This window comes from Pseudomonas sp. G2-4, assembly GCF_030064125.1.
Taxonomy (GTDB): domain Bacteria; phylum Pseudomonadota; class Gammaproteobacteria; order Pseudomonadales; family Pseudomonadaceae; genus Aquipseudomonas.
In genome coordinates this window covers 692,771-711,566 of the sequence record NZ_CP125957.1, presented here as the reverse complement: position 1 = coordinate 711,566, position 18,796 = coordinate 692,771, and the positions used below count along the sequence as shown (strand labels likewise).

Annotated in this window: 18 protein-coding genes; 3 read left to right on the top strand and 15 right to left on the bottom strand. The window is 59.8% G+C overall.

The window, feature by feature from the left end; all coding sequences use genetic code 11:
- The first annotated feature begins 45 nt into the window (after nt 1-45).
- Nucleotides 46-693 carry a 2-polyprenyl-3-methyl-6-methoxy-1,4-benzoquinone monooxygenase gene (gene coq7 / locus QNH97_RS03095; RefSeq protein ID WP_283555556.1) on the top strand — a complete coding sequence of 216 codons (648 nt, stop codon included), beginning with the start codon at nt 46-48 and terminating at the stop codon, nt 691-693.
- 89 nt (nt 694-782) lie between these two features.
- Here the strand turns inward: coq7 and speD are convergent, their stop codons facing one another.
- Nucleotides 783-1,577 (bottom strand): adenosylmethionine decarboxylase, encoded by a 795-nt coding sequence (gene speD, locus QNH97_RS03090; protein ID WP_135847443.1) that lies wholly within the window; start codon nt 1,575-1,577, stop codon nt 783-785.
- A 240-nt stretch (nt 1,578-1,817) separates the two neighbouring features.
- Complete coding sequence (locus QNH97_RS03085; protein WP_003206127.1) at nt 1,818-2,240, bottom strand: OsmC family protein; 423 nt, start codon at nt 2,238-2,240, stop codon at nt 1,818-1,820.
- A 231-nt stretch (nt 2,241-2,471) separates the two neighbouring features.
- Between QNH97_RS03085 and crp the strand changes: the two genes are divergently transcribed.
- Nucleotides 2,472-3,116, top strand: a complete 645-nt coding sequence (crp, locus tag QNH97_RS03080) for a cAMP-activated global transcriptional regulator CRP (protein WP_283555555.1) — start codon at nt 2,472-2,474, stop codon at nt 3,114-3,116.
- Here crp and QNH97_RS03075 read toward each other — a convergent pair.
- The 4 genes from QNH97_RS03075 to QNH97_RS03060 are packed head-to-tail and all read right to left on the bottom strand — an operon-like array spanning nt 3,113 to nt 6,304.
- Nucleotides 3,113-3,814 (bottom strand): lipoate--protein ligase family protein, encoded by a 702-nt coding sequence (locus QNH97_RS03075; RefSeq protein ID WP_283555554.1) that lies wholly within the window; start codon nt 3,812-3,814, stop codon nt 3,113-3,115. The two genes, crp and QNH97_RS03075, sit on opposite strands and share 4 nt — an antisense overlap.
- A 4-nt stretch (nt 3,815-3,818) precedes the next feature.
- Nucleotides 3,819-4,655, bottom strand: coding sequence for an indole-3-glycerol phosphate synthase TrpC (gene trpC, locus QNH97_RS03070; protein WP_283555553.1), 837 nt, complete (start codon nt 4,653-4,655; stop codon nt 3,819-3,821).
- A complete protein-coding gene (gene trpD, locus QNH97_RS03065; RefSeq protein WP_283555552.1) occupies nt 4,652-5,701 on the bottom strand; it encodes an anthranilate phosphoribosyltransferase in 1,050 nt (349 codons plus the stop codon). The genes trpC and trpD overlap by 4 nt, the downstream gene beginning before the upstream one ends.
- A 9-nt stretch (nt 5,702-5,710) precedes the next feature.
- On the bottom strand, nt 5,711-6,304 hold the full coding sequence (locus QNH97_RS03060; protein ID WP_018607190.1) for an aminodeoxychorismate/anthranilate synthase component II: 594 nt from the start codon (nt 6,302-6,304) through the stop codon (nt 5,711-5,713).
- Nucleotides 6,305-6,706: 402 nt separating this feature from the next.
- Here QNH97_RS03060 and estP point away from each other — a divergent pair, with 402 nt between their 5' ends.
- Nucleotides 6,707-8,614 (top strand): esterase EstP, encoded by a 1,908-nt coding sequence (gene estP, locus QNH97_RS03055; protein WP_283555551.1) that lies wholly within the window; start codon nt 6,707-6,709, stop codon nt 8,612-8,614.
- Between the two features lie 170 nt (nt 8,615-8,784).
- On the opposite strand, the gene trpE is transcribed toward estP, so the two are convergent.
- The 9 genes from trpE to QNH97_RS03010 form a co-directional block, all read right to left on the bottom strand.
- Nucleotides 8,785-10,266: an anthranilate synthase component I gene (gene trpE / locus QNH97_RS03050; RefSeq protein WP_283555550.1), complete on the bottom strand. Its 1,482-nt coding sequence runs from the start codon at nt 10,264-10,266 to the stop codon at nt 8,785-8,787.
- 70 nt (nt 10,267-10,336) lie between these two features.
- On the bottom strand, nt 10,337-11,155 hold the full coding sequence (locus QNH97_RS03045; RefSeq protein ID WP_283555549.1) for a phosphoglycolate phosphatase: 819 nt from the start codon (nt 11,153-11,155) through the stop codon (nt 10,337-10,339).
- On the bottom strand, nt 11,152-11,826 hold the full coding sequence (rpe, locus tag QNH97_RS03040; RefSeq protein WP_283555548.1) for a ribulose-phosphate 3-epimerase: 675 nt from the start codon (nt 11,824-11,826) through the stop codon (nt 11,152-11,154). Before rpe ends, QNH97_RS03045 begins: the two co-directional genes overlap by 4 nt.
- 78 nt (nt 11,827-11,904) lie before the next feature.
- Nucleotides 11,905-13,053, bottom strand: a complete 1,149-nt coding sequence (locus QNH97_RS03035) for an iron-containing alcohol dehydrogenase (protein ID WP_283555547.1) — start codon at nt 13,051-13,053, stop codon at nt 11,905-11,907.
- A 203-nt stretch (nt 13,054-13,256) separates the two neighbouring features.
- Nucleotides 13,257-14,081: an ABC transporter permease gene (locus QNH97_RS03030; protein ID WP_283555546.1), complete on the bottom strand. Its 825-nt coding sequence runs from the start codon at nt 14,079-14,081 to the stop codon at nt 13,257-13,259.
- A 12-nt stretch (nt 14,082-14,093) separates the two neighbouring features.
- Nucleotides 14,094-15,341, bottom strand: coding sequence for an ABC transporter permease (locus QNH97_RS03025; protein ID WP_283555545.1), 1,248 nt, complete (start codon nt 15,339-15,341; stop codon nt 14,094-14,096).
- A 202-nt stretch (nt 15,342-15,543) separates the two neighbouring features.
- Nucleotides 15,544-16,587: an ABC transporter substrate-binding protein gene (locus QNH97_RS03020; protein WP_123343838.1), complete on the bottom strand. Its 1,044-nt coding sequence runs from the start codon at nt 16,585-16,587 to the stop codon at nt 15,544-15,546.
- Between the two features lie 49 nt (nt 16,588-16,636).
- On the bottom strand, nt 16,637-17,761 hold the full coding sequence (locus QNH97_RS03015) for an ABC transporter ATP-binding protein (RefSeq protein ID WP_283555544.1): 1,125 nt from the start codon (nt 17,759-17,761) through the stop codon (nt 16,637-16,639).
- A gap of 347 nt (nt 17,762-18,108) precedes the next feature.
- On the bottom strand, nt 18,109-18,738 hold the full coding sequence (locus QNH97_RS03010; RefSeq protein ID WP_003177702.1) for a response regulator: 630 nt from the start codon (nt 18,736-18,738) through the stop codon (nt 18,109-18,111).
- Nucleotides 18,739-18,796: the final 58 nt, after the last annotated feature.

Here is an 18,796-nt window from a genome sequence, read left to right as displayed (position 1 = left end):
CGATTGGTTTAAACTGGCCGCTGTGATTTTTCCCCGGAGATAAACATGACTACTCAACGTCATTACTCGCCGATTGACCGCCTGTTGCTGCAAGCCGATACCGCGATGCGGACGCTGTTGCCCTTCAGTGGCCAGCCGTATCGCCCGTCGCCGGCTATCGTGCAGCCGGACGCACAACTGAGTGACGAACAGACCCGCCACGTTGCGGGACTGATGCGCATCAACCACACCGGCGAAGTCTGCGCCCAGGCGCTGTATCAGGGTCAGGCACTGACAGCCAAGCTGCCGCAAGTGCGCGAGGCGATGGAGCATGCGGCCGAGGAAGAAGTCGACCATCTGGTTTGGTGCGAGCAACGCATTCGCCAGCTGGGTAGCCATACCAGCGTCCTGAACCCGTTGTTCTATGGGATGTCATTCGGAATCGGCGCAGTGGCCGGCCTGATCAGTGACAAAGTCAGCCTCGGCTTCGTCGCGGCGACCGAGCATCAGGTGTGCAAGCACTTGAATGAGCATTTGGAGCAGTTGCCGGCCGAGGATGAAAAGTCCCGGGCGATTCTGGAGCAGATGCGCGTGGACGAGGAGCAGCATGCTGAAAGCGCCCTGGAGGCCGGTGGTTTTCGTTTCCCGGCACCGGTGAAGTTCGGCATGAGCCTGCTGGCCAAGGTCATGACCAAGAGCACTTATCGGATCTGACCGCGAACTGGAGGCAGGCCCAGACAAACCGGGCTTGCACAAAAAAAGGCGACTACCCACCGGTAGCCGCCTTTTTTGTGCCCGAAACTTCAGCGCGGCATATTGCGTGCGTAGAAGATTTCCAACATTTCGTGTTTTACACGTTCTTCCACCTGGTCACGCTGTTCAGTAGACAGGTTGCTGGTGGCATCACCGAACAGGTAGTTATCCAGTTCGAAGTCCTTGAGCAGCATTTTGGTGTGGAACAGGTTTTCCTGGTACACATTGACGTCGGTCATCTGATACGCGTCGCGAGTGTCTTCGGACAGGTAGTTCTGAATCGAATTGATCTCGTGATCAATGAAGTGCTTGTGACCTTCAACGTCGCGGGTAAATCCACGCACGCGGTAATCCACGGTCACGATGTCCGACTCGAACTGATGAATCAGGAAGTTGAGCGCCTTGAGCGGTGAAATGACGCCACAGGTCGACACATCAATGTCCACACGGAACGTCGCAATACCGTCGACCGGATGTATTTCCGGGTAGGTATGTACCGTGATGTGACTCTTGTCGAGGTGGGCCAGGATGATTTCGGGCAACGGGCCCGGGGACTCTTCTATCTGGCTGTCGGTCGGTGTCACCGGTTCTTCCGAGATCAGAATGGTCACGCTGGCACCTTGGGGTTCATAGTCCTGACTGGCGATGTTCAGGATGTTGGCACCAATGATATCGACAACTTCCGTGAGGATCTGCGTGAGGCGCTTGGCGTTGTACTCTTTATTGATGTACTCGACGTAGGCCTGCTGGTCTTGCGGAGTTTCCGCATAGCAGATGTCATAGATGTTGAAGCTCAAGGTCTTTGTCAGGTTATTGAACCCATGGAGCTTGAGTTTGCTTTTCACCGTTTGAAAACTCTCTATATATTTGCGGCCCGGCCGCGTGATCAAGCATGCCCGTCAGATGCGAACGCCGCACCTGCGTAGGACGGTTAACACCTCTTCGCGATGGCGATTTTGGTTGTCTGTCCAGACAAGCGACCGATCGACCGACCGATCACTGCCTTGAAAAAAGTGGCGCATTATGCAGACGTAGACTGCCAATCGCCAGAGCTTGCACTGTTTTTATGATGGTTGGATGTCGATTCAACCCAACTCGATGATTTCATAATCGTGGGTGATTTCAACACCGGCAGCGCCGAGCATGATGGAAGCCGAGCAATATTTTTCGGCGGACAGCTCGATAGCGCGCTTGACCTGCGCCTCCTTCAAGGCTCGGCCCTTCACTACAAAGTGCATGTGAATCTTGGTGAACACCTTCGGGTCTTCGGTGGCGCGCTCTGCTTCCAGGAAGGCTTCGCAACTTTCGACGGCCTGGCGGGATTTCTTGAGAATGCTGACCACGTCGAAGTTGCTGCAACCGCCCACGCCCAGCAGGAGCATTTCCATTGGTCGAACACCCAGGTTACGACCACCAGCTTCCGGTGGACCGTCCATGACAACCACATGACCACTGCCTGATTCACCGAGGAACATGGCCTCGCCAGCCCATTGGATGCGTGCCTTCATCGCCAAGACTCCACTGTTAAAAAAGGGGCGCCAGCTTAGCACAGCCCCTGTCATGGCAGTCTCTGCCGTAGGGCGCATGACCGGCACCCTGTAGGTAAATTCTTAAATCAATTGGGGATGCCTCTGTTAAGCTGGCTCCCACGCGCTGGCGTATGGCCAGCTATCGCGATTGCCATCGCGCCCATAAAAAAACCAAACCAGCACACCGCGCAGGCCTTTCGGGATACAACCATGGTTGCCATTACTCCCACGCTCAAGATCAAGAACCTCGACAAACTCCTGATGCATTGTCAGCGTCGCCGCTACCCAGCCAAGCACAACATCATTTGCGCGGGGGATCGCTCCGAAACACTGTTTTTCATTATCAAGGGATCGGTCACGATCCTGATCGAGGATGACGACGGTCGGGAAATGATCATCGCCTATCTCAACTCGGGGGACTTTTTCGGCGAGCTGGGGTTGTTCGAACAGGCAGGCAAGGAGCAGGTGCGCAGCGCCTGGGTACGCGCGAAGATCGAATGTGAGGTCGCGGAAATCAGTTACAGCAAGTTCCGGGAACTGTCTGTGCAAGACCCGGACATTCTTTACGTCCTCAGCGGACAAATCGCACAACGCCTGCGCAACACCACCCGCAAGGTGGGCGACCTTGCGTTCTTCGACGTCACCGGTCGCGTCGCCCGCTGCCTGCTGGAGTTGTGTAAACAACCGGATGCGATGACCCACCCGGACGGCATGCAAATCAAGGTAACCCGACAGGAAATCGGCCGGATTGTCGGCTGCTCCCGGGAAATGGTTGGTCGGGTGCTCAAGGACTTGGAGGAGCGCAATCTGGTCAGCGTCAAAGGCAAGACCATGGTGGTGTTCGGAACGCGTTAGGCCCGGGCTAGCGTGGCCGGCAATTGCCGATATAACGCTTCGAGCCGCTCCAGTGCGTGAGGGGCCGGAAATTTTTCATGCAAGGCAATGTGGCTCTCGGCGCGCACTCGCTGCTCCAGACCGCAAGCCTCATTGAAGCGATTGACCGCAGCGACCATGAACTGGCGCTCGTTCTCCAGCAACAGCGCACCATGCACCAGGCCTACCGGGCGTTGGCCGCCCTTGCTCTGGCGCCAGCGCTGAGCGGTGCCGACCATTTTCCGACCGTCGAGATTGACGTTGAATCGCCCGTCGCAAAACGCGCCCTCCACTTCCCCCAGCGAAGCCAGCCCACCCAACTCATCCAGCAACTGACAGATAGGGTCGCACAACCGGCGATACGCGGTTTCGATCCGCCCATGATCGCCTTCGCTGCGCGGCGGCGCGTAGACCAGGGCAATATTGACGGTAGCGGCTGACTGCGGCACCGGTTCACCGCCGGTTTCGCGCAACAGCACCGGCCAGCCATGGGTGGCCGATACTTCACAGGCGTGTTCAAACCCCGGCAGGCGACTCAAGCGGCGAGGCATGACCAACGCACGATCATGGGGCTGCCAGAACAACAGGCCGAACTCGGCATCGCCGGCACAGATGCTGGCCAGCAAATCCTGTTCGGCTTGGAGGCCGGCTTCGACGGTCAGGGAAACCACTGGCGACATTGAATCAGTCCAATGTCGAACCGCTTATCGGGAGACCACGCTCAGGAAAGAACAACCGTTGCAACTCCGTGCCCGGGTTCTCAGCCCGCATGAACGCCTCACCCACCAGGAACGAATACACATCGCTGACTTCCATCAGCTCGACATCGGCCCGGTTGAGGATGCCGCTTTCGGTGATGACCAGGCGATCACGCGGGATGCGCGGCAACAGATCCAGCGTAGTTTCCAGATTGACTTCGAAGGTGTGCAGGTTGCGGTTGTTCACCCCGACCAACTTGGTATCGAGGGTCTTCAGCGCCCGTTCCAGCTCATCACCGTCATGGACTTCGACCAATACATCCAGGCCCATGTCTTTGGCGACTGCCGCCAGCTCGGCCATTCTCACGTCGTCGAGGGCGGAAACGATCAACAACACGCAATCGGCACCCAGCGCGCGCGCTTCGACAATTTGATACGGGTCGACCATGAAATCCTTGCGGATCACCGGGAGTTTGCACGCCGCCCGCGCCTGCTTGAGGTAGTCGTCGGCCCCTTGGAAAAAGTCGATATCGGTCAGCACCGAGAGGCAGGTCGCACCGCCCTTCTCGTAGCTGCGGGCGATGTCGGCCGGAACGAAGTCTTCCCGAATCACACCCTTGCTGGGGGAGGCCTTTTTGATTTCAGCAATCACCGCCGGCTGCTTTTTCTTGGCCTGGTCGATCAGCGCCGTGGCAAAGCCGCGGGGCGCATCCGCTGAACGCGCGAGGCTTTCCAACTCGGCCAGGCTGACTCGCGAACTGCGCTCGGCCACTTCCTCAGCCTTGCGAGCCAGAATTTTTTCCAGAACCGTTGGCACGCTCATCCTTCGTTCTCCACTTTGAATACAGCGGTAAATGCACCCAATTCTTCGAGTTTTTCCCGGGCCAGACCGGTGTGCAACGCATCGTGGGCCAACTCCACGCCTTGCTTGAGGCTACTGGCATGGTCGGCGGCGTACAACGCAGCACCGGCATTGAGCACGATCATCTCAGCGGCTTTCTGGCCATTCTCGGTCTTGCGACGGCCCAAGGCATCGCGAATCAGCTCCAGTGACTGGGCCGGGCTTTCAACCGCCAGGCCGTGCAGGCTTTGGCTCTTCATGCCCAGGTCTTCAGGTTCGACCCAATACTCGCTGATCTGATCATTTTTTAATTCAGCTACAAAAGTTGGCGCCGCCAGGCTGAACTCGTCCAGCCCGTCCTTCGAATGGACCACCAGGATGTGCTTGCTGCCCATGCGCTGCAGGACTTCAGCCAATGGCCGGCACAACGCTTGGCTGAACACGCCGACCACCTGATGTTTCACGCCGGCCGGATTCGTAAGCGGGCCGAGCATATTGAACAGCGTGCGCAGCCCCAGGTCACGACGGGGTGCGGCCGCGTGCTTCATGGCTCTGTGGTGGGTCTGGGCGAACATGAAGCCGATGCCGACATTGTCGATGCAGCGCGCCACCTGGACCGGGGTCAGGTTCAGGTAGACGCCGGCCGCCTCCAGCAGATCGGCACTGCCGCTCTTGCCGGAAACGGCACGATTGCCGTGCTTGGCGACGGTGCAGCCGGCCGCCGCGACCACGAACGCCGAGGCGGTGGAAACGTTGAAAATATTGGCACCGTCACCGCCGGTACCGACGACATCTACCACTCCGTCCAGGGTCTTGAGTTCGACCTTGTCCGCCAGTTCACGCATCACCGAAACCGCGCCGACGATTTCATCGATGCTCTCACTCTTCATGCGCATGGCCATCATGAATGCGCCGATCTGCGCATCCGTGCATTGCCCGGTCATGATTTCGCGCATCACATCGCGCATCTCGTCGGTGCTCAGGTCGAGGTGGCCGACGATACGGCTCAGGGCTGTCTTGATATCCATGAAAAGTCCTTAGCGCGTGCCGCCGGTTTGTTTGAGGAAGTTGGCGAACAGTTCGTGGCCCTGCTCGGTGAGAATAGACTCGGGGTGAAATTGCACACCCTCGATGTTCAGCGTCTTGTGGCGCAGCCCCATGATTTCATCCACCGAACCGTCTTCAAGCTGGGTCCAGGCGGTCAGCTCCAGGCAGTCGGGCAGGGTTTCGCGCTTGACGATCAGGGAGTGGTAACGGGTGACGGTCAGCGGATGATTCAGCCCTTCGAACACGCCCTTGTCCTCGTGGAATACCGGGCTAGTCTTACCGTGCATGACTTGACGGGCACGCACCACATCGCCGCCGAACGCTTGGCCAATCGACTGATGCCCCAGGCAAACGCCCAGGATCGGCAGTTTGCCGGCGAAATATTTGATGGCGTCGATGGAGATGCCTGCTTCGGTCGGTGTGCAAGGACCGGGCGAGACCACGATGCGCTCTGGCTTGAGGGCTTCGATTTCAGCGATGGTCAGTTCGTCGTTGCGCACGACCTTGACCTCGGAGCCGAGCTCGCCGAGGTACTGAACAACGTTGTAGGTAAAAGAGTCGTAATTATCGATCATCAGCAACATGGCGTAAGCAACCTATTGAATTCACTGACTTTAAATACAGCCTTCGGAGAGTGACCCGCACGGTGCTGCGCTTGGCAAGGCGTGTGATGCACCAGCGAAGCGGTTTTCAAGCGGGTAAAGAAGGCAAATCGGTAAAGGTCCGGCATGGCCGGCGGAGAACGTTCAGGCGCGCCAACGCCAACGGGCGTGAGCCTTGATCATTTGATCCAGGAGTTTGCTGACAATCGACACAGGGGAAGTCTCGTTCATACGTTCCGGCACAGTAGCTTAGCTGGGCGGAGCACGCAATATGACCGACCCCGAAGGGCTTTGAAACAATCACGACGGTGGCTGACCGAGGGCGGTGGGACGCCGGGGGACTTTGGCGTTTTCGCTGCATTTTCAATAAAAATGGACTTTCCCATGATCAAACAGACGTTATTCGCGCCGATCACCGGCTGCCTGCTGGCAATGGCCTGCGCCCAGGCGAATGCCGCTCCTAATCCCTATTCGAGCTTCATCGTATTTGGTGACAGCCTCAACGACGCCGGCCAGTTGAGCGACTCAGGCGGCCCATCCGGGGCCACCCGACGCTTTACCAACCGCACCGGTCCGGTTTATCTGGACGGCAGTGGCGAAGTCTATTCCGCCAACTCCACCCAACTGCTCGGCGGACGGCTGGGGTTTTCCGACGATGAGACGGCAGCCTCGACCTCAGCGGTACGCGCCAGCGAAGGGCTGGCGGACGGTAACAATTGGGCGGTGGGTGGCTATCGTACCGACCAGATCCTCGAATCGATCACCACTCTTTCCGATACCGGCGAGCGCAGTCGTACCGGTTACCTGGTGGCCAATGGTCTTCGCGCCGACCCGAATGCGCTGTATTACATTTCCGGTGGCGGTAACGACTTTCTCCAGGGACTGGTATTGAACAGCGCCCAGGCGGCGGACGCCGCAGACCGTCTGGCCGACAGCGTCCAGGTCTTGCAAACCGCCGGGGCTCGCTATGTGATGGTCTGGTTGTTGCCTGACCTGGGCTTGACCCCGGCCCTCAATGGCGGTCCTTTTGAAGACGCCTTCTCCCAGCTCAGCAATCAATTCAACCAGCAACTGGTCACGCGTTTACAAGGCATCGCCGCCGAAGTCATTCCACTGAACATTCCCCTACTGCTGAAGGAAAGCTTTGCCGATCCAGCGCGATTCGGCTTCGCCACCAGTGAGAACCTCACCGCGACCTGCTTCAGTGGCAACGGTTGTACGGAAAACGCCACGTATGGCATCAACAGCGCCACACCGGACCCCAGCAAGCTGATTTATAACGACTCGGTCCATCCCACCGAGGCTGGCCAGAAGCTGATCGCCGACTACGCCTACTCCCTGCTCGCGGCGCCGTGGGAACTGACGTTACTGCCGGAAATGGCCCACTCCACCCTGCGCGCCCATCAGGATGAGTTGCGCGGTCAATGGCAATCGGATTGGGAGAACTGGCAGGCAGTCGGCCAGTGGCGCGCGATCGTCGCGGGCGGCGGCCAACATTTGGACATGGACAACCAGAGCAGTAGTGCCAGTGCCGACGGCAACGGCTACAGCCTGAACATCGGTGGCAGTTATCGCCTGAACGAGGCCTGGCGCGTGGGTGTGGCCGCTGGTTTCTATCGTCAGGACATGGAGGCCGGTCATAACGATTCGGACTACAAGCTCAACAGCTACCTGGCGACCGCTTTCGCCCAGTTCCAGCAAAACCGCTGGTGGGCCGACGCAGCGCTGACCGGTGGCAAGCTCGACTATGACAACCTGGAGCGCAAGTTCGATTTGGGCGTCAACCAAGCGCAAGAGAAAGGTGATACTGACGGCCATCTATGGGCATTCAGCACGCGCGTGGGTTACGACATCGCCCAGCCGGGCAGTGAATGGCACCTTTCACCCTTTATCAGCGCTGACTATGCAAAAGTGGAAGTCGATGGCTATTCAGAGAAGAGCAACCGTTCCACCGCCCTGGCCTTCGATAATCAGACCCGCGACTCGAAACGCTTGGGCATTGGCTTGCAGGGCAAATACAGCTTCACCCGCCAAACCCAGGTGTTTGGCGAATATGCCCATGAACGCGAATACGAAGACGATACCCAGAAGGTCAACATTGCCCTTAATAGCTTGCCGGCCAATGACTTCACCCTGGAAGGCTATGCGCCACAGAGCCATCTGAATCGCCTGAGCCTGGGGGTCAGCCACAAGTTGACCGACGACTTGGCGCTGCGGGGCGGTTATACCTTGCGCAAGGATGATGACTTTACCCAGCAAGGGGTGAGCCTGGGGGTCAGCCTGGACTTCTGATCGAGGAGAGCCTGTGGGAGCGAGCTTGCTCGCGATAGCGGACTGTCAGTCGACCCATGGGTTGAATATGACGGCCTCATCGCGAGCAAGCTCGCTCCCACATTTTGATCGAGTTGCTGAAGGACCTATGGCAAGGGAGCAAGCTCCCTCGCCACAGGTGTTGAAGGGCTTCAGTCCTTCGGGGTCTGCTCGGCCAACGCCACGGCGCGGAACATCGCCCGGCGCTTGTTCAGGGTTTCTTCCCACTCCAATGCCGGTACCGAGTCGGCGACGATGCCGCCGCCGGCTTGCACGTGCAGCTCACCGTTCTTGATCACGGCCGTGCGGATGGCGATGGCGGTGTCCATGTTGCCGTTCCAGGCGAAGTAACCCACGGCCCCGCCGTACACGCCACGCTTGACCGGCTCCAGTTCGTCGATGATTTCCATCGCCCGGATCTTCGGCGCGCCGGACAAGGTCCCCGCCGGCAGGATCGCCCGCAAGGCGTCCATCGCTGTCAGCCCGGCCTTCAACTGGCCGGTGACGTTGGACACGATGTGCATCACGTTGGAGTAACGCTCGATGACCATTTTTTCGGTGAGCTTCACCGAGCCGACTTCCGAGACCCGCCCGGTGTCATTGCGGCCCAGGTCGATCAGCATCAGGTGCTCGGCGATTTCCTTGTCATCCGACAACAGGTCCTCTTCCAGCGCCCGGTCAGCCTCCTCCGTGGCGCCACGGGGGCGAGTGCCAGCGATCGGCCGCACGGTGATCAGGTTGTCTTCGACCCGTACCAGCACTTCCGGCGAACTGCCCACGACATGGAAGTCGCCGAAATTGAAGAAGTACATGTAAGGCGTCGGGTTGAAGCAGCGCAGCGCCCGGTACAGGTCGATGGGTGCGGCCTTGAAGTCGATGGACATCCGTTGCGACGGCACCACCTGCATGCAGTCGCCTGCCAGGATGTATTCCTTGATGGTATCGACGGCCCGTTCGTAATCGTCCTGGGTAAAACTGGAGCGGAACACCGGATCGGCCGCCGACTGCTTGCTGAAATCCAGGCCGGGACGCGGCGTGATCGGCTGGCGGAGTTTCTCCAACAGTGCCTGCAGGCTGTCTTGCCCTTGCTCGTAGGCGTCGTCCCGGGACGGATCCGCCAGGACAATGGCGTGCATCTTGCCGGCCAGGTTGTCGAAGACAACGACTGCATCGGACACCATCAGCAGAATGTCCGGCACGCCCAGCGGATCGGGGTTCGGGCAGGCGCCCAGGCGCTTTTCCACATAGCGCACGCAGTCGTAGCCGAAATAACCCACCAGGCCACCGTTGAAACGCGGCAGGCCAGGGATGGTCGGCACGTTGTAGCGGGCCTTGAAGGTTTCGACGAAAGCCAGAGGGTCTTCGACTTCAAGGCTTTCGACCTCGACGCCATCATGGGTCACGCTGATGCGATGGTCATGCACCCGCAGCACCGTGCGGCACGGCAGTCCGATGATGGAATAGCGGCCCCACTTCTCCCCGCCCTGCACCGATTCGAGCAAGTAGGAGTTGGGCTGGTCGGCCAGCTTGAGGTAGATCGACAGCGGCGTGTCGAAGTCGGCCAGGGTTTCGCAGGCAAGCGGGATGCGGTTGTAGCCGGCAGCGGCTAGACGCAGGAATTCTTCGCGGTTCATGAGGTGCCTCGTGGCAAGAGGAGCTGACAGTCAGGTATGCAAACGCGCCGGATAACCGGCCAGGATCACGTCAGGTGCGCCAACGCCAGCGGGCCAGGGCCTTCATGACTTTCATCCAGAGTTTGCGAGTGACCACCACGATGGCGTTTCCAGAAGAGGATTGAACAGCGTCGGGCAACGTTATCTCAGCGGCCGGGTCCAGGCAACTGGGAATTAGCAGGCGCAAATCGTCGATCACCAGCGTCGGGAATTCTTCGGCGATGGGGCGACCATGGTTATAGCCATAACTCAGCGCCACGCATTTGACCCCGGCCGCTTTCGCCGCCAGCACATCACTGCGCGAGTCGCCCACGAACAACGATTGGGAGGCCGGTATGTTGGCCATTTTCATCACGAAGAACAGCGCCGCCGGGTCAGGCTTTTTCTGTGGCAAGGTGTCGCCGCCGATGATCCAGCGAAAATAACGGCCAATTTTCATCTGATCCAGCAAGGGCGCGACGAAGCGTTCCGGCTTGTTGGTGATCAGCGCCATTTCCACACCTTGCTTTTGCAGCCACTTGAGCGTGGATCGCACGCCGGGGTAAACCACTGTCAGCTCGTGGTTGCCCTCGTAGGCTTCGTTGAACAGCTCCAGCGCCCGCTCGGCCTCGGCGTCATCGACACCCTGGGCATCGATGTGGTTGGCCAAGGCCCGCCGCACCAACATGGGCGCGCCGTTGCCAACCCACTGGCGCACCGAGTCGATGCCAGCAGGCGCACGCCCGAGCTTGAGCAGCATGTGATCCACGGCCGCCGCGAGGTCTGGGACAGAGTCGACCAGTGTGCCATCGAGGTCGAACATCACCAGACGCGGCAGGCTGCCGGGGAACAGCTGCTCGAAGCCGCTCATGGGCGCGCCAAGGCCAGTTCAGCGCGCATCTTTTCAATCACCTCTTTGTAGTCCGGTGCATTGAAGATCGCCGAGCCTGCGACAAAGGTATCGGCGCCAGCGGCAGCGATTTCGCGAATGTTGCCCACGTTCACGCCGCCGTCGATTTCCAGGCGGATGTCACGCCCCGAGGCATCGATCAGCGCACGGGCTTCGCGCAGCTTGTCGAGGGTGCCGGGGATGAACTTCTGCCCGCCGAAGCCTGGGTTGACGCTCATCAGCAAGATCATGTCGACCTTGTCCATCACGTACTTGAGCACGTCCAAGGGCGTTGCCGGGTTGAACACCAGGCCAGCCTTGCAACCGCCCTCGCGGATCAACTGCAGGGAGCGGTCGACGTGCAGCGTGGCTTCGGGGTGGAAGGTGATGTAGGTGGCACCGGCCTCGATGAAGTCGCCGACGATGCGGTCCACCGGGCTGACCATCAGGTGTGCGTCGATTGGTGCGGTGATGCCGTACTTGCGCAACGCCGCGCAGACCATCGGGCCGATGGTCAGGTTGGGTACGTAGTGATTGTCCATGACATCGAAGTGCACGATGTCGGCCCCGGCGGCCAGAACGTTGTCCACTTCCTCGCCCAGACGGGCGAAGTCAGCGGAGAGAATCGACGGAGCAATAGCGAAGGGCTGCATGACGCACCTGTTTTGAGCGAAATCACGATGGCGCGCATTGTATACCGCAAGATTTGGCGCGCCCACCGTGACAATCGATCAATACGCTGCGCGGTAGATCTTCTCGATATCGCCGGCGCTCAGTTTGCGCGGGTTGTTGCGCATCAACCGCTCGATCCCCGCCGCTTCCATGGCCATGGAAGGGATCACCTCCTCGGTTACGCCCAGACTGCTCAGGCCTTGAGGAATTTCCACGGCGGCACACAACGCCACCATGGCCTGTACCGCCGCGTCGGCAGCTTCAAGATCACTCAGGCGACCGGTCTTGATGCCCATTGCTTCGGCGATATCACGCATGCGCTCGACACAGGCCATCTTGTTCCACGCCATGACATACGGCAGCAACAAGGCGTTGGCGACCCCATGGGACACGTGAAAACGCCCGCCCAACGGATAGGCCAGCGCATGCACCGCCCCCACCCCGGCATTGCCAAACGCCATGCCGGCCATCAGGCTGGCGGTGGCCATGTCTTCACGGGCTTGCAGGTGGGCGGGGTTGGCGTAGGCCTTGGGCAGTGCGGGGGTGATCAACTTGATTGCACCGATGGCCAGTGCATCGGTGATCGGCGAGGCATGGAGCGACAGGTAGGCCTCGATGGCATGCACCAGCGCGTCGACACCACTGGAAGCCGTTACGCCGCGAGGGCATGTGAGGGTCATTTGCGGGCTGACCAGCGCCACGTCCGGCAACAGATAATCGCTGACGATGCCTTTTTTCAGCTGTGCGGCCTTGTCGGAGAGGATCGCCACGTTGGTGACTTCCGAGCCCGTACCGGCCGTGGTGGGGATGGCAATCAACGGCGGGCCTTTGCGCGGCACCTGGTCGACACCGAACAGATCTTCCAACTCGCCGTGATAACCGGCGTAGGCCCCCACGCACTTGGCGATGTCGATGGCACTGCCGCCACCCAGGCCGATCAAGCCATCATGACCACCGTCGCGGTAGGCCTGCATGCAGTCCTTGACGATGGCGATTTCCGGGTCCGGCATGACCCGGTCGAAAATCTCGTAGTCGCGCCCGCCCAGATGTTGCAGGGCCAGCTCGACGGTGCCGGACATGACCAGCGCCGCGTCGGTGACGATCAGCGGGTTGTCGACGTCCAGCCGTGTCAACTCGGCCGCCAGTTGCTCGATGGCAGCAGCACCGGTGATCAGTTTGTGGGCGATCTTGAATGAGGAAAGACTCATGTGCGCGGCCTCTTGTTCGAGTATGGGCTGGCACAAGAATAGCTCGGTATTGCGGGTTGTCTGCTATTCAGGCTGTGAATGCAATGAGAAACCCTGTGGGAGCGAGCTTGCTCGCGATAGGGCACTGACATTCAGCATCAATGTTGAATGTTCCACCGCTATCGCGAGCAAGCTCGCTCCCACATTTATACAGCGTTGACCCTTCAGACTTGGGCAGTGCGCAGCTTCTCACTACGCCCACGCAACCACTCCAGGGTCAGCAGCAGGATCACCGAAAAGGCGATCAGCAACGTCGCCGCGGCAGCGATGGTAGGGCTGAGGTTTTCGCGGATGCCGCTGAACATCTGCCGTGGCAGGGTGGCCTGCTCGGGACCGGCCAGGAACAGGGTCACCACCACTTCATCGAACGACGTCGCGAAGGCGAACAGTGCGCCGGAGATCACGCCTGGGGCGATCAACGGCAAGGTCACCCGACGAAACGCCGTCAGTGGCGATGCGCCAAGACTGGCGGCAGCCCGGACCAGATTGTGGTTGAACCCCTGCAAGGTCGCCGACACCGTGATGATGACGAATGGCACACCCAGTACGGCGTGGACCACGATCAGCGAGAGGAAACTGTTGCCCATCCCCAACGGCGCGAAAAACAGGTAGCTGGCCACCCCGATGATCACCACTGGCACCACCATGGGCGAAATCACCAGGGCCATCACCAGCGCCTTGCCCGGGAAGTCGCCACGGGTCAGGCCGATGGCCGCCAGGGTGCCGAAGATCATCGCCAGCAATGTCGCCGCGGGGGCCACGATGATGCTGTTCTTCAACGCCCGCATCCATTCGGCCGAGGCAAAGAAATCGTGGTACCACTGCAGCGAAAAACCCTGCAGCGGGTACACCAGGAAGCTGCCGGAGTTGAACGACAGCGGAATGATCACCAGCACCGGCAGAATCAGGAACAACAGAATCAGCCCACAGAGTATGCGCAAGCTGTAGAACCACACCCGTTCGACGGGAGACATGTAAGGACTCAGCATTTCGATCTCCCCTTAGCTCAGGCGCAGGCGACTGGCGCCCACCAGCCAGTTGTAAATCAGATAAAGCACGATGGTCGCCAGCAACAGCAGCCCACCAAGCGCCGTGGCCATACCCCAGTTGATACTGGTGTTGGTGTAGAACGCGACGAAGTAGCTGACCATTTGATCGTTCGGGCTACCCAGCAGCGCCGGGGTGATGTAGTAACCGATGGCGAGGATGAACACCAACAGGCAACCGGCGCCGACACCGGCATAGGTCTGTGGGAAGTACACCCGCCAGAAACTCGCGAACGGATGGCAGCCCAGGGAAATCGCCGCACGCATGTAGGTGGGCGAGATGCCCTTCATGACGCTGTAGATCGGCAGGATCATGAACGGCAGCAGGATATGGACCATGGAGATGTAGACACCGGTGCGGTTGAACACCAGCTCCAGGGGTTTATCAATGATGCCGATGGCCATCAGGCCGCTGTTGATCAGGCCACCCGACTGCAACAGCACGATCCACGCGGCGACGCGCACCAGGATCGAGGTCCAGAATGGCAGCAGCACCAGGATCATCAACAGGTTGCTTTGACGCGATGGCAGATTCGCCAACAGGTAGGCCAGCGGATAGGCCAGTACCAGGCAAATCGCGGTGATCACCAGGCCCATCCAGAACGTGCGGGTGAAGATATCGAGGTAAATCGCCTGGTCAGGGGTGGCCGGGGCCAGTTCACCCAGATCGTCGATACGGTGATCGACGGCCGCCAGCAGATAATACGGGGTGACGTTGCTGGTGTTGCGGCGGATGACCTGCCAGTACGCGGGATCGCCCCAGCGCTCGTCGAGGCTCTCCAGCGCTTCTTTATAAGAGGCCGGCTCAGTGGCAAATGGCAGCGCACGAGCGGTCTTGGTCAGCAGGCTGCGATAGCCGGCCAGTTCCATGTTCAGGCGCTTGGACAAGTCGCCCAGGGTCTGATTCTTGCGGGCTTCGGCCAGGTCTTCACTGGCGGCCTTGTACACCGGTTCACCCGGCAAACCACGGCCATCCCACATAGAAACGGCAGCCACGGTACGCGGCATGGCACCCACTACTTCCGGGTTGTTGACGCTTTTGAACAACAGCGCAACGATCGGCACCAGAAACACCAGCAACAGAAACAGCACCAGCGGCGCGATCAAGGCCTGGGCCTTCCAGCGGTTGACCCGCTCGGCACGCTTGAGCCGTTGCTTCAGGGTGGGGCTGGTGCCCGCGTTCAGTGGAACGGCGATGGCCATGGCGAACTCCGCAAATCTTTTTGATCGTTACAGGGGCGGCGGGCCGCCTCTGTTGTGTTGGAACACCCGATTGGAGCAAGAACCTGTGGGAGCGAGCTTGCTCGCGATGGCTACGGCACATTCAATATTGATGTGTCTGACAAACCGCTATCGCGAGCAAGCTCGCTCCCACATGGATCTCATCCAGCTTCAGACAGTCGGGTTACTTCGCAGCCCAGGAGTTGAAACGCTGCTCCAGTTGCTCGCCGTTGTCAGCCCAGAAGCTGACGTCGATCTGAACCTGGTTGGCGATGTTTTCCGGGGTGGTCGGCATGTCCTTCAGGACATCCTTGGCCAGCAACGGAACGGCCTGGGTGTTGGCCGGACCGTAGGCGATGTTCTCCGAGTAGGTCTTCTGCTGCTGCGGCGCCACCGAGAAGGCGATGAATTTCTTCGCCGCTTCGGCACGGGTCTTGTCCAGGCCACGCGGGATGGCCCAGGCGTCGAAGTCGTAGATGCCGCCGTTCCACACCACTTTCAGGTTGCTTTCTTTCTGTACCGCAGCGATCCGACCGTTGTAGGCCGAACTCATGACCACGTCACCGGAGGCCAGGTACTGCGGCGGCTGGGCGCCGGCTTCCCACCATTGGATGCTCGGCTTGAGCTCGTCGAGCTTCTTGAAGGCGCGATCCTGGCCGTCCTTGCCGGCCAGCACCTTGTAGACGTCCTTCGGCGCGACACCGTCGGCCATCAGGGCGAATTCCAGGGTGTACTTGGCGCCTTTGCGCAGGCCGCGCTTGCCCGGGAATTGCTTGGTGTCCCAGAAGTCTGCCCAACTGGTCGGCGCGGTTTTCAGTTTGTCGGCGTTGTAGGCCAGCACGGTCGACCATACGAAGAAGCCTACGCCGCAAGGCTGGATGGCGCCCTTGACGTAGTCTTCAGCCTTACCGAACAAGGCCGGGTCCAGTTGCTCGAACATGTCTTCGTCACAACCACGGGACAATTCCGGAGACTCGACTTCCACCAGGTCCCACGAAACGCTCTTGGTGTCGACCATGGCCTTGACCTTGGCCATTTCGCCGTTGTACTCGCCAGCCACGATCTTGCCATTACCGGCGGCTTCCCACGGTGCGTAAAAGGCTTTGACCTGAGCCGCCTTGTTCGCCCCGCCAAAAGACACCACGGTCAGGTCCGGGCCCGCCGCCATCGCGCTAGCCGCACCCATCATGCCCAGTGTCAGGGCTGTGAACTTCAGGGATCTCAACATTTATTGTTCTCTCCACGTGCAGGGTTGGTGTTGGTACAGCAGGGGGCGATCAATTCGCCTCTAGAAGGGGATCGAGCGCACGCACATGCTCGACTTGCCAGCCAAGCGGAACCACGTCGCCAACGGCCAGCCCGGGGTCGAGCTCGGCAATCGGTTGTTTCACGAAGAAGTCGTTCTTGCCGCAGACTTCCAAGCGAACCCGGACGTGGTCGCCCAGATAGATGAATTCCGCCACCCTCCCTGAGAAGCGGTTGACACATTGTTCGCTTGCGCCGTTGAGGCTCACCCGTTCCGGGCGGATCGACAGGGTCACCGGCTCGCCGGGCTGACCGACATTCACTGCCAACGCCTCGACCTTTTCACCACGCCCCAGCTCCACCAGGCAGCGGTCGCCGGTATGGCTGTGCAGGCGGCCATTGAGGCGGTTGTTCTCGCCGATGAAGTTGGCGACAAAGGTGTTTTTCGGCTCTTCGTAGAGTGTGCGCGGAGGGGCGATCTGCTGGATTTCCCCCTGATGGAACACCGCCACGCGGTCGGACATGGTCAAGGCTTCGCCCTGATCATGGGTCACGTAGACCACGGTCACGCCGAGGCGCTGATGCAGGTGTTTGATTTCCATCTGCATGTGCTCACGCAGTTGCTTGTCCAGCGCGCCGAGGGGTTCGTCCATCAGCACCAGCTGCGGCTCGAACACCAAGGCCCGGGCCAGGGCCACCCGTTGCTGCTGACCACCGGACAATTGCGCCGGGTAGCGTTGGGCAAACGAGTCCAGCTGAACCATGCTCAAGACGCGCTTGACCCGATCGCTCACGTCACTTTTGTTCAGGCCGCGAACGGTCAGCGGGAATGCGAGGTTCTCGGCGACGGTCATGTGCGGAAACAAGGCGTAGTTCTGGAACACCATGCCGATGTCGCGTTTGTGCGGCGGCACATTGTTGATGGAACGCCCGGCCAGTTGGATTTCACCGGCAGTAGGGGTTTCAAACCCGGCGAGCATCATCAGGCTGGTGGTCTTGCCGGAGCCGGACGGCCCGAGCAGGGTCAGGAATTCGCCTTTGCGAATGTCCAGGTTGAGGTCCTTGACGATCAGGTTCTCGCCATCGTAGCTCTTTTGCACACCACGAAAGCTGACCAGCACATCACTGGTCCCCGCGCTTGAATCGACCTGGCTCATACCCGCACCTTTTGTATTGATGACTGCTTGTGAGTCAAGCCTAGTGGAGCCTGGGGTCTGCGCAAATCGGGACGCAGGAGAGAATCGCCTCAGCCGGATGGAAGAGTCGGGGTAGGGATTGCCCTACAAGGATGGCGGGATTGGGTAAGGGCAGCGGTCAGTTATGAGCTGCAAGCTGCAAGCGTTGGGCAAAAGCGCTGTTGGGGTGTGTCGTAAATAGGTATGTCAACGCACATCCCGGTGGGAGCGAGCTTGCTCGCGATAGCGGTGTGTCAGCCGACATCAATATTGAATATGCCACCGCCATCGCGAGCAAGCTCGCTCCCACAAGGGAATCGCGGTGAGGGTTAGAGCAGTTTGTGCTCCATCGCATATTTCACCAGTTCCGCCAATGAGGTGATGTTGAGTTTCTGCATCAACCGCGCCTTGTGGGTGCTGATGGTTTTGCTGCTCAGGGCCAATTGCTGGGCAATGTCGTTGACGTTGGCGCCCTGGGCCAGGCGTTCGAAGACCGAGAATTCGCGTTCGGACAGCAGTGAATGCAGCGGGCGGGTGTCGGTCAGGCCGACTTCGAAGACCATGCGGTCGGCCAGGTCCGGGTCGATGTAGCGTCCGCCGGCCGCCACTTTGCGAATCGCCATGAGCAGCAAGGCCGGGTCGCTGTCCTTGGTCGCGTAGCCGGCGGCACCGACCTTCAGCGCCCGGGCCGCCATTTGCGCCTCGTCATGCATCGACAACACCAGGATGGCCGGCGGATTGTTCAGCGCCCGGATCCTCGGGATCGCCTCCAGGCCGTTGACACCCGGCATGGAAATATCCAGCAGCACCACTTCGCAGGGCACATGCCGCAGGGTCTCAAGCAACTGTTCGCCATTGCTCGCCTCCCCCACCACCAAAAGATCCTTCGCCAGGCCGATCAATTGCTTGATGCCTTCCCGGACGATGGTGTGGTCTTCGGCTACCAATACACGGATCACATGCTTCTCCAGATTCAAGATCTCATCGCGAGCAAGCTCGCTCCCACCGGGTTTGTGT

What these genes read in the sequence shown, in the direction of transcription:
- estP (WP_283555551.1), top strand. Translation starts at nt 6,707, where the DNA reads ATGATCAAACAGACGTTATTCGCGCCGATCACCGGCTGCCTGCTGGCA.
- QNH97_RS03045 (WP_283555549.1), bottom strand. Translation starts at nt 11,155, where the DNA reads ATGAGCGGCTTCGAGCAGCTGTTCCCCGGCAGCCTGCCGCGTCTGGTG.
- trpD (WP_283555552.1), bottom strand. Translation starts at nt 5,701, where the DNA reads ATGGATATCAAGACAGCCCTGAGCCGTATCGTCGGCCACCTCGACCTG.
- QNH97_RS03020 (WP_123343838.1), bottom strand. Translation starts at nt 16,587, where the DNA reads ATGTTGAGATCCCTGAAGTTCACAGCCCTGACACTGGGCATGATGGGT.
- coq7 (WP_283555556.1), top strand. Translation starts at nt 46, where the DNA reads ATGACTACTCAACGTCATTACTCGCCGATTGACCGCCTGTTGCTGCAA.
- QNH97_RS03060 (WP_018607190.1), bottom strand. Translation starts at nt 6,304, where the DNA reads ATGTTGCTGATGATCGATAATTACGACTCTTTTACCTACAACGTTGTT.
- trpC (WP_283555553.1), bottom strand. Translation starts at nt 4,655, where the DNA reads ATGAGCGTGCCAACGGTTCTGGAAAAAATTCTGGCTCGCAAGGCTGAG.
- QNH97_RS03035 (WP_283555547.1), bottom strand. Translation starts at nt 13,053, where the DNA reads ATGAGTCTTTCCTCATTCAAGATCGCCCACAAACTGATCACCGGTGCT.
- QNH97_RS03015 (WP_283555544.1), bottom strand. Translation starts at nt 17,761, where the DNA reads ATGAGCCAGGTCGATTCAAGCGCGGGGACCAGTGATGTGCTGGTCAGC.
- crp (WP_283555555.1), top strand. Translation starts at nt 2,472, where the DNA reads ATGGTTGCCATTACTCCCACGCTCAAGATCAAGAACCTCGACAAACTC.
- rpe (WP_283555548.1), bottom strand. Translation starts at nt 11,826, where the DNA reads ATGCAGCCCTTCGCTATTGCTCCGTCGATTCTCTCCGCTGACTTCGCC.
- trpE (WP_283555550.1), bottom strand. Translation starts at nt 10,266, where the DNA reads ATGAACCGCGAAGAATTCCTGCGTCTAGCCGCTGCCGGCTACAACCGC.
- QNH97_RS03085 (WP_003206127.1), bottom strand. Translation starts at nt 2,240, where the DNA reads ATGAAGGCACGCATCCAATGGGCTGGCGAGGCCATGTTCCTCGGTGAA.
- QNH97_RS03030 (WP_283555546.1), bottom strand. Translation starts at nt 14,081, where the DNA reads ATGCTGAGTCCTTACATGTCTCCCGTCGAACGGGTGTGGTTCTACAGC.
- QNH97_RS03025 (WP_283555545.1), bottom strand. Translation starts at nt 15,341, where the DNA reads ATGGCCATCGCCGTTCCACTGAACGCGGGCACCAGCCCCACCCTGAAG.
- QNH97_RS03075 (WP_283555554.1), bottom strand. Translation starts at nt 3,814, where the DNA reads ATGTCGCCAGTGGTTTCCCTGACCGTCGAAGCCGGCCTCCAAGCCGAA.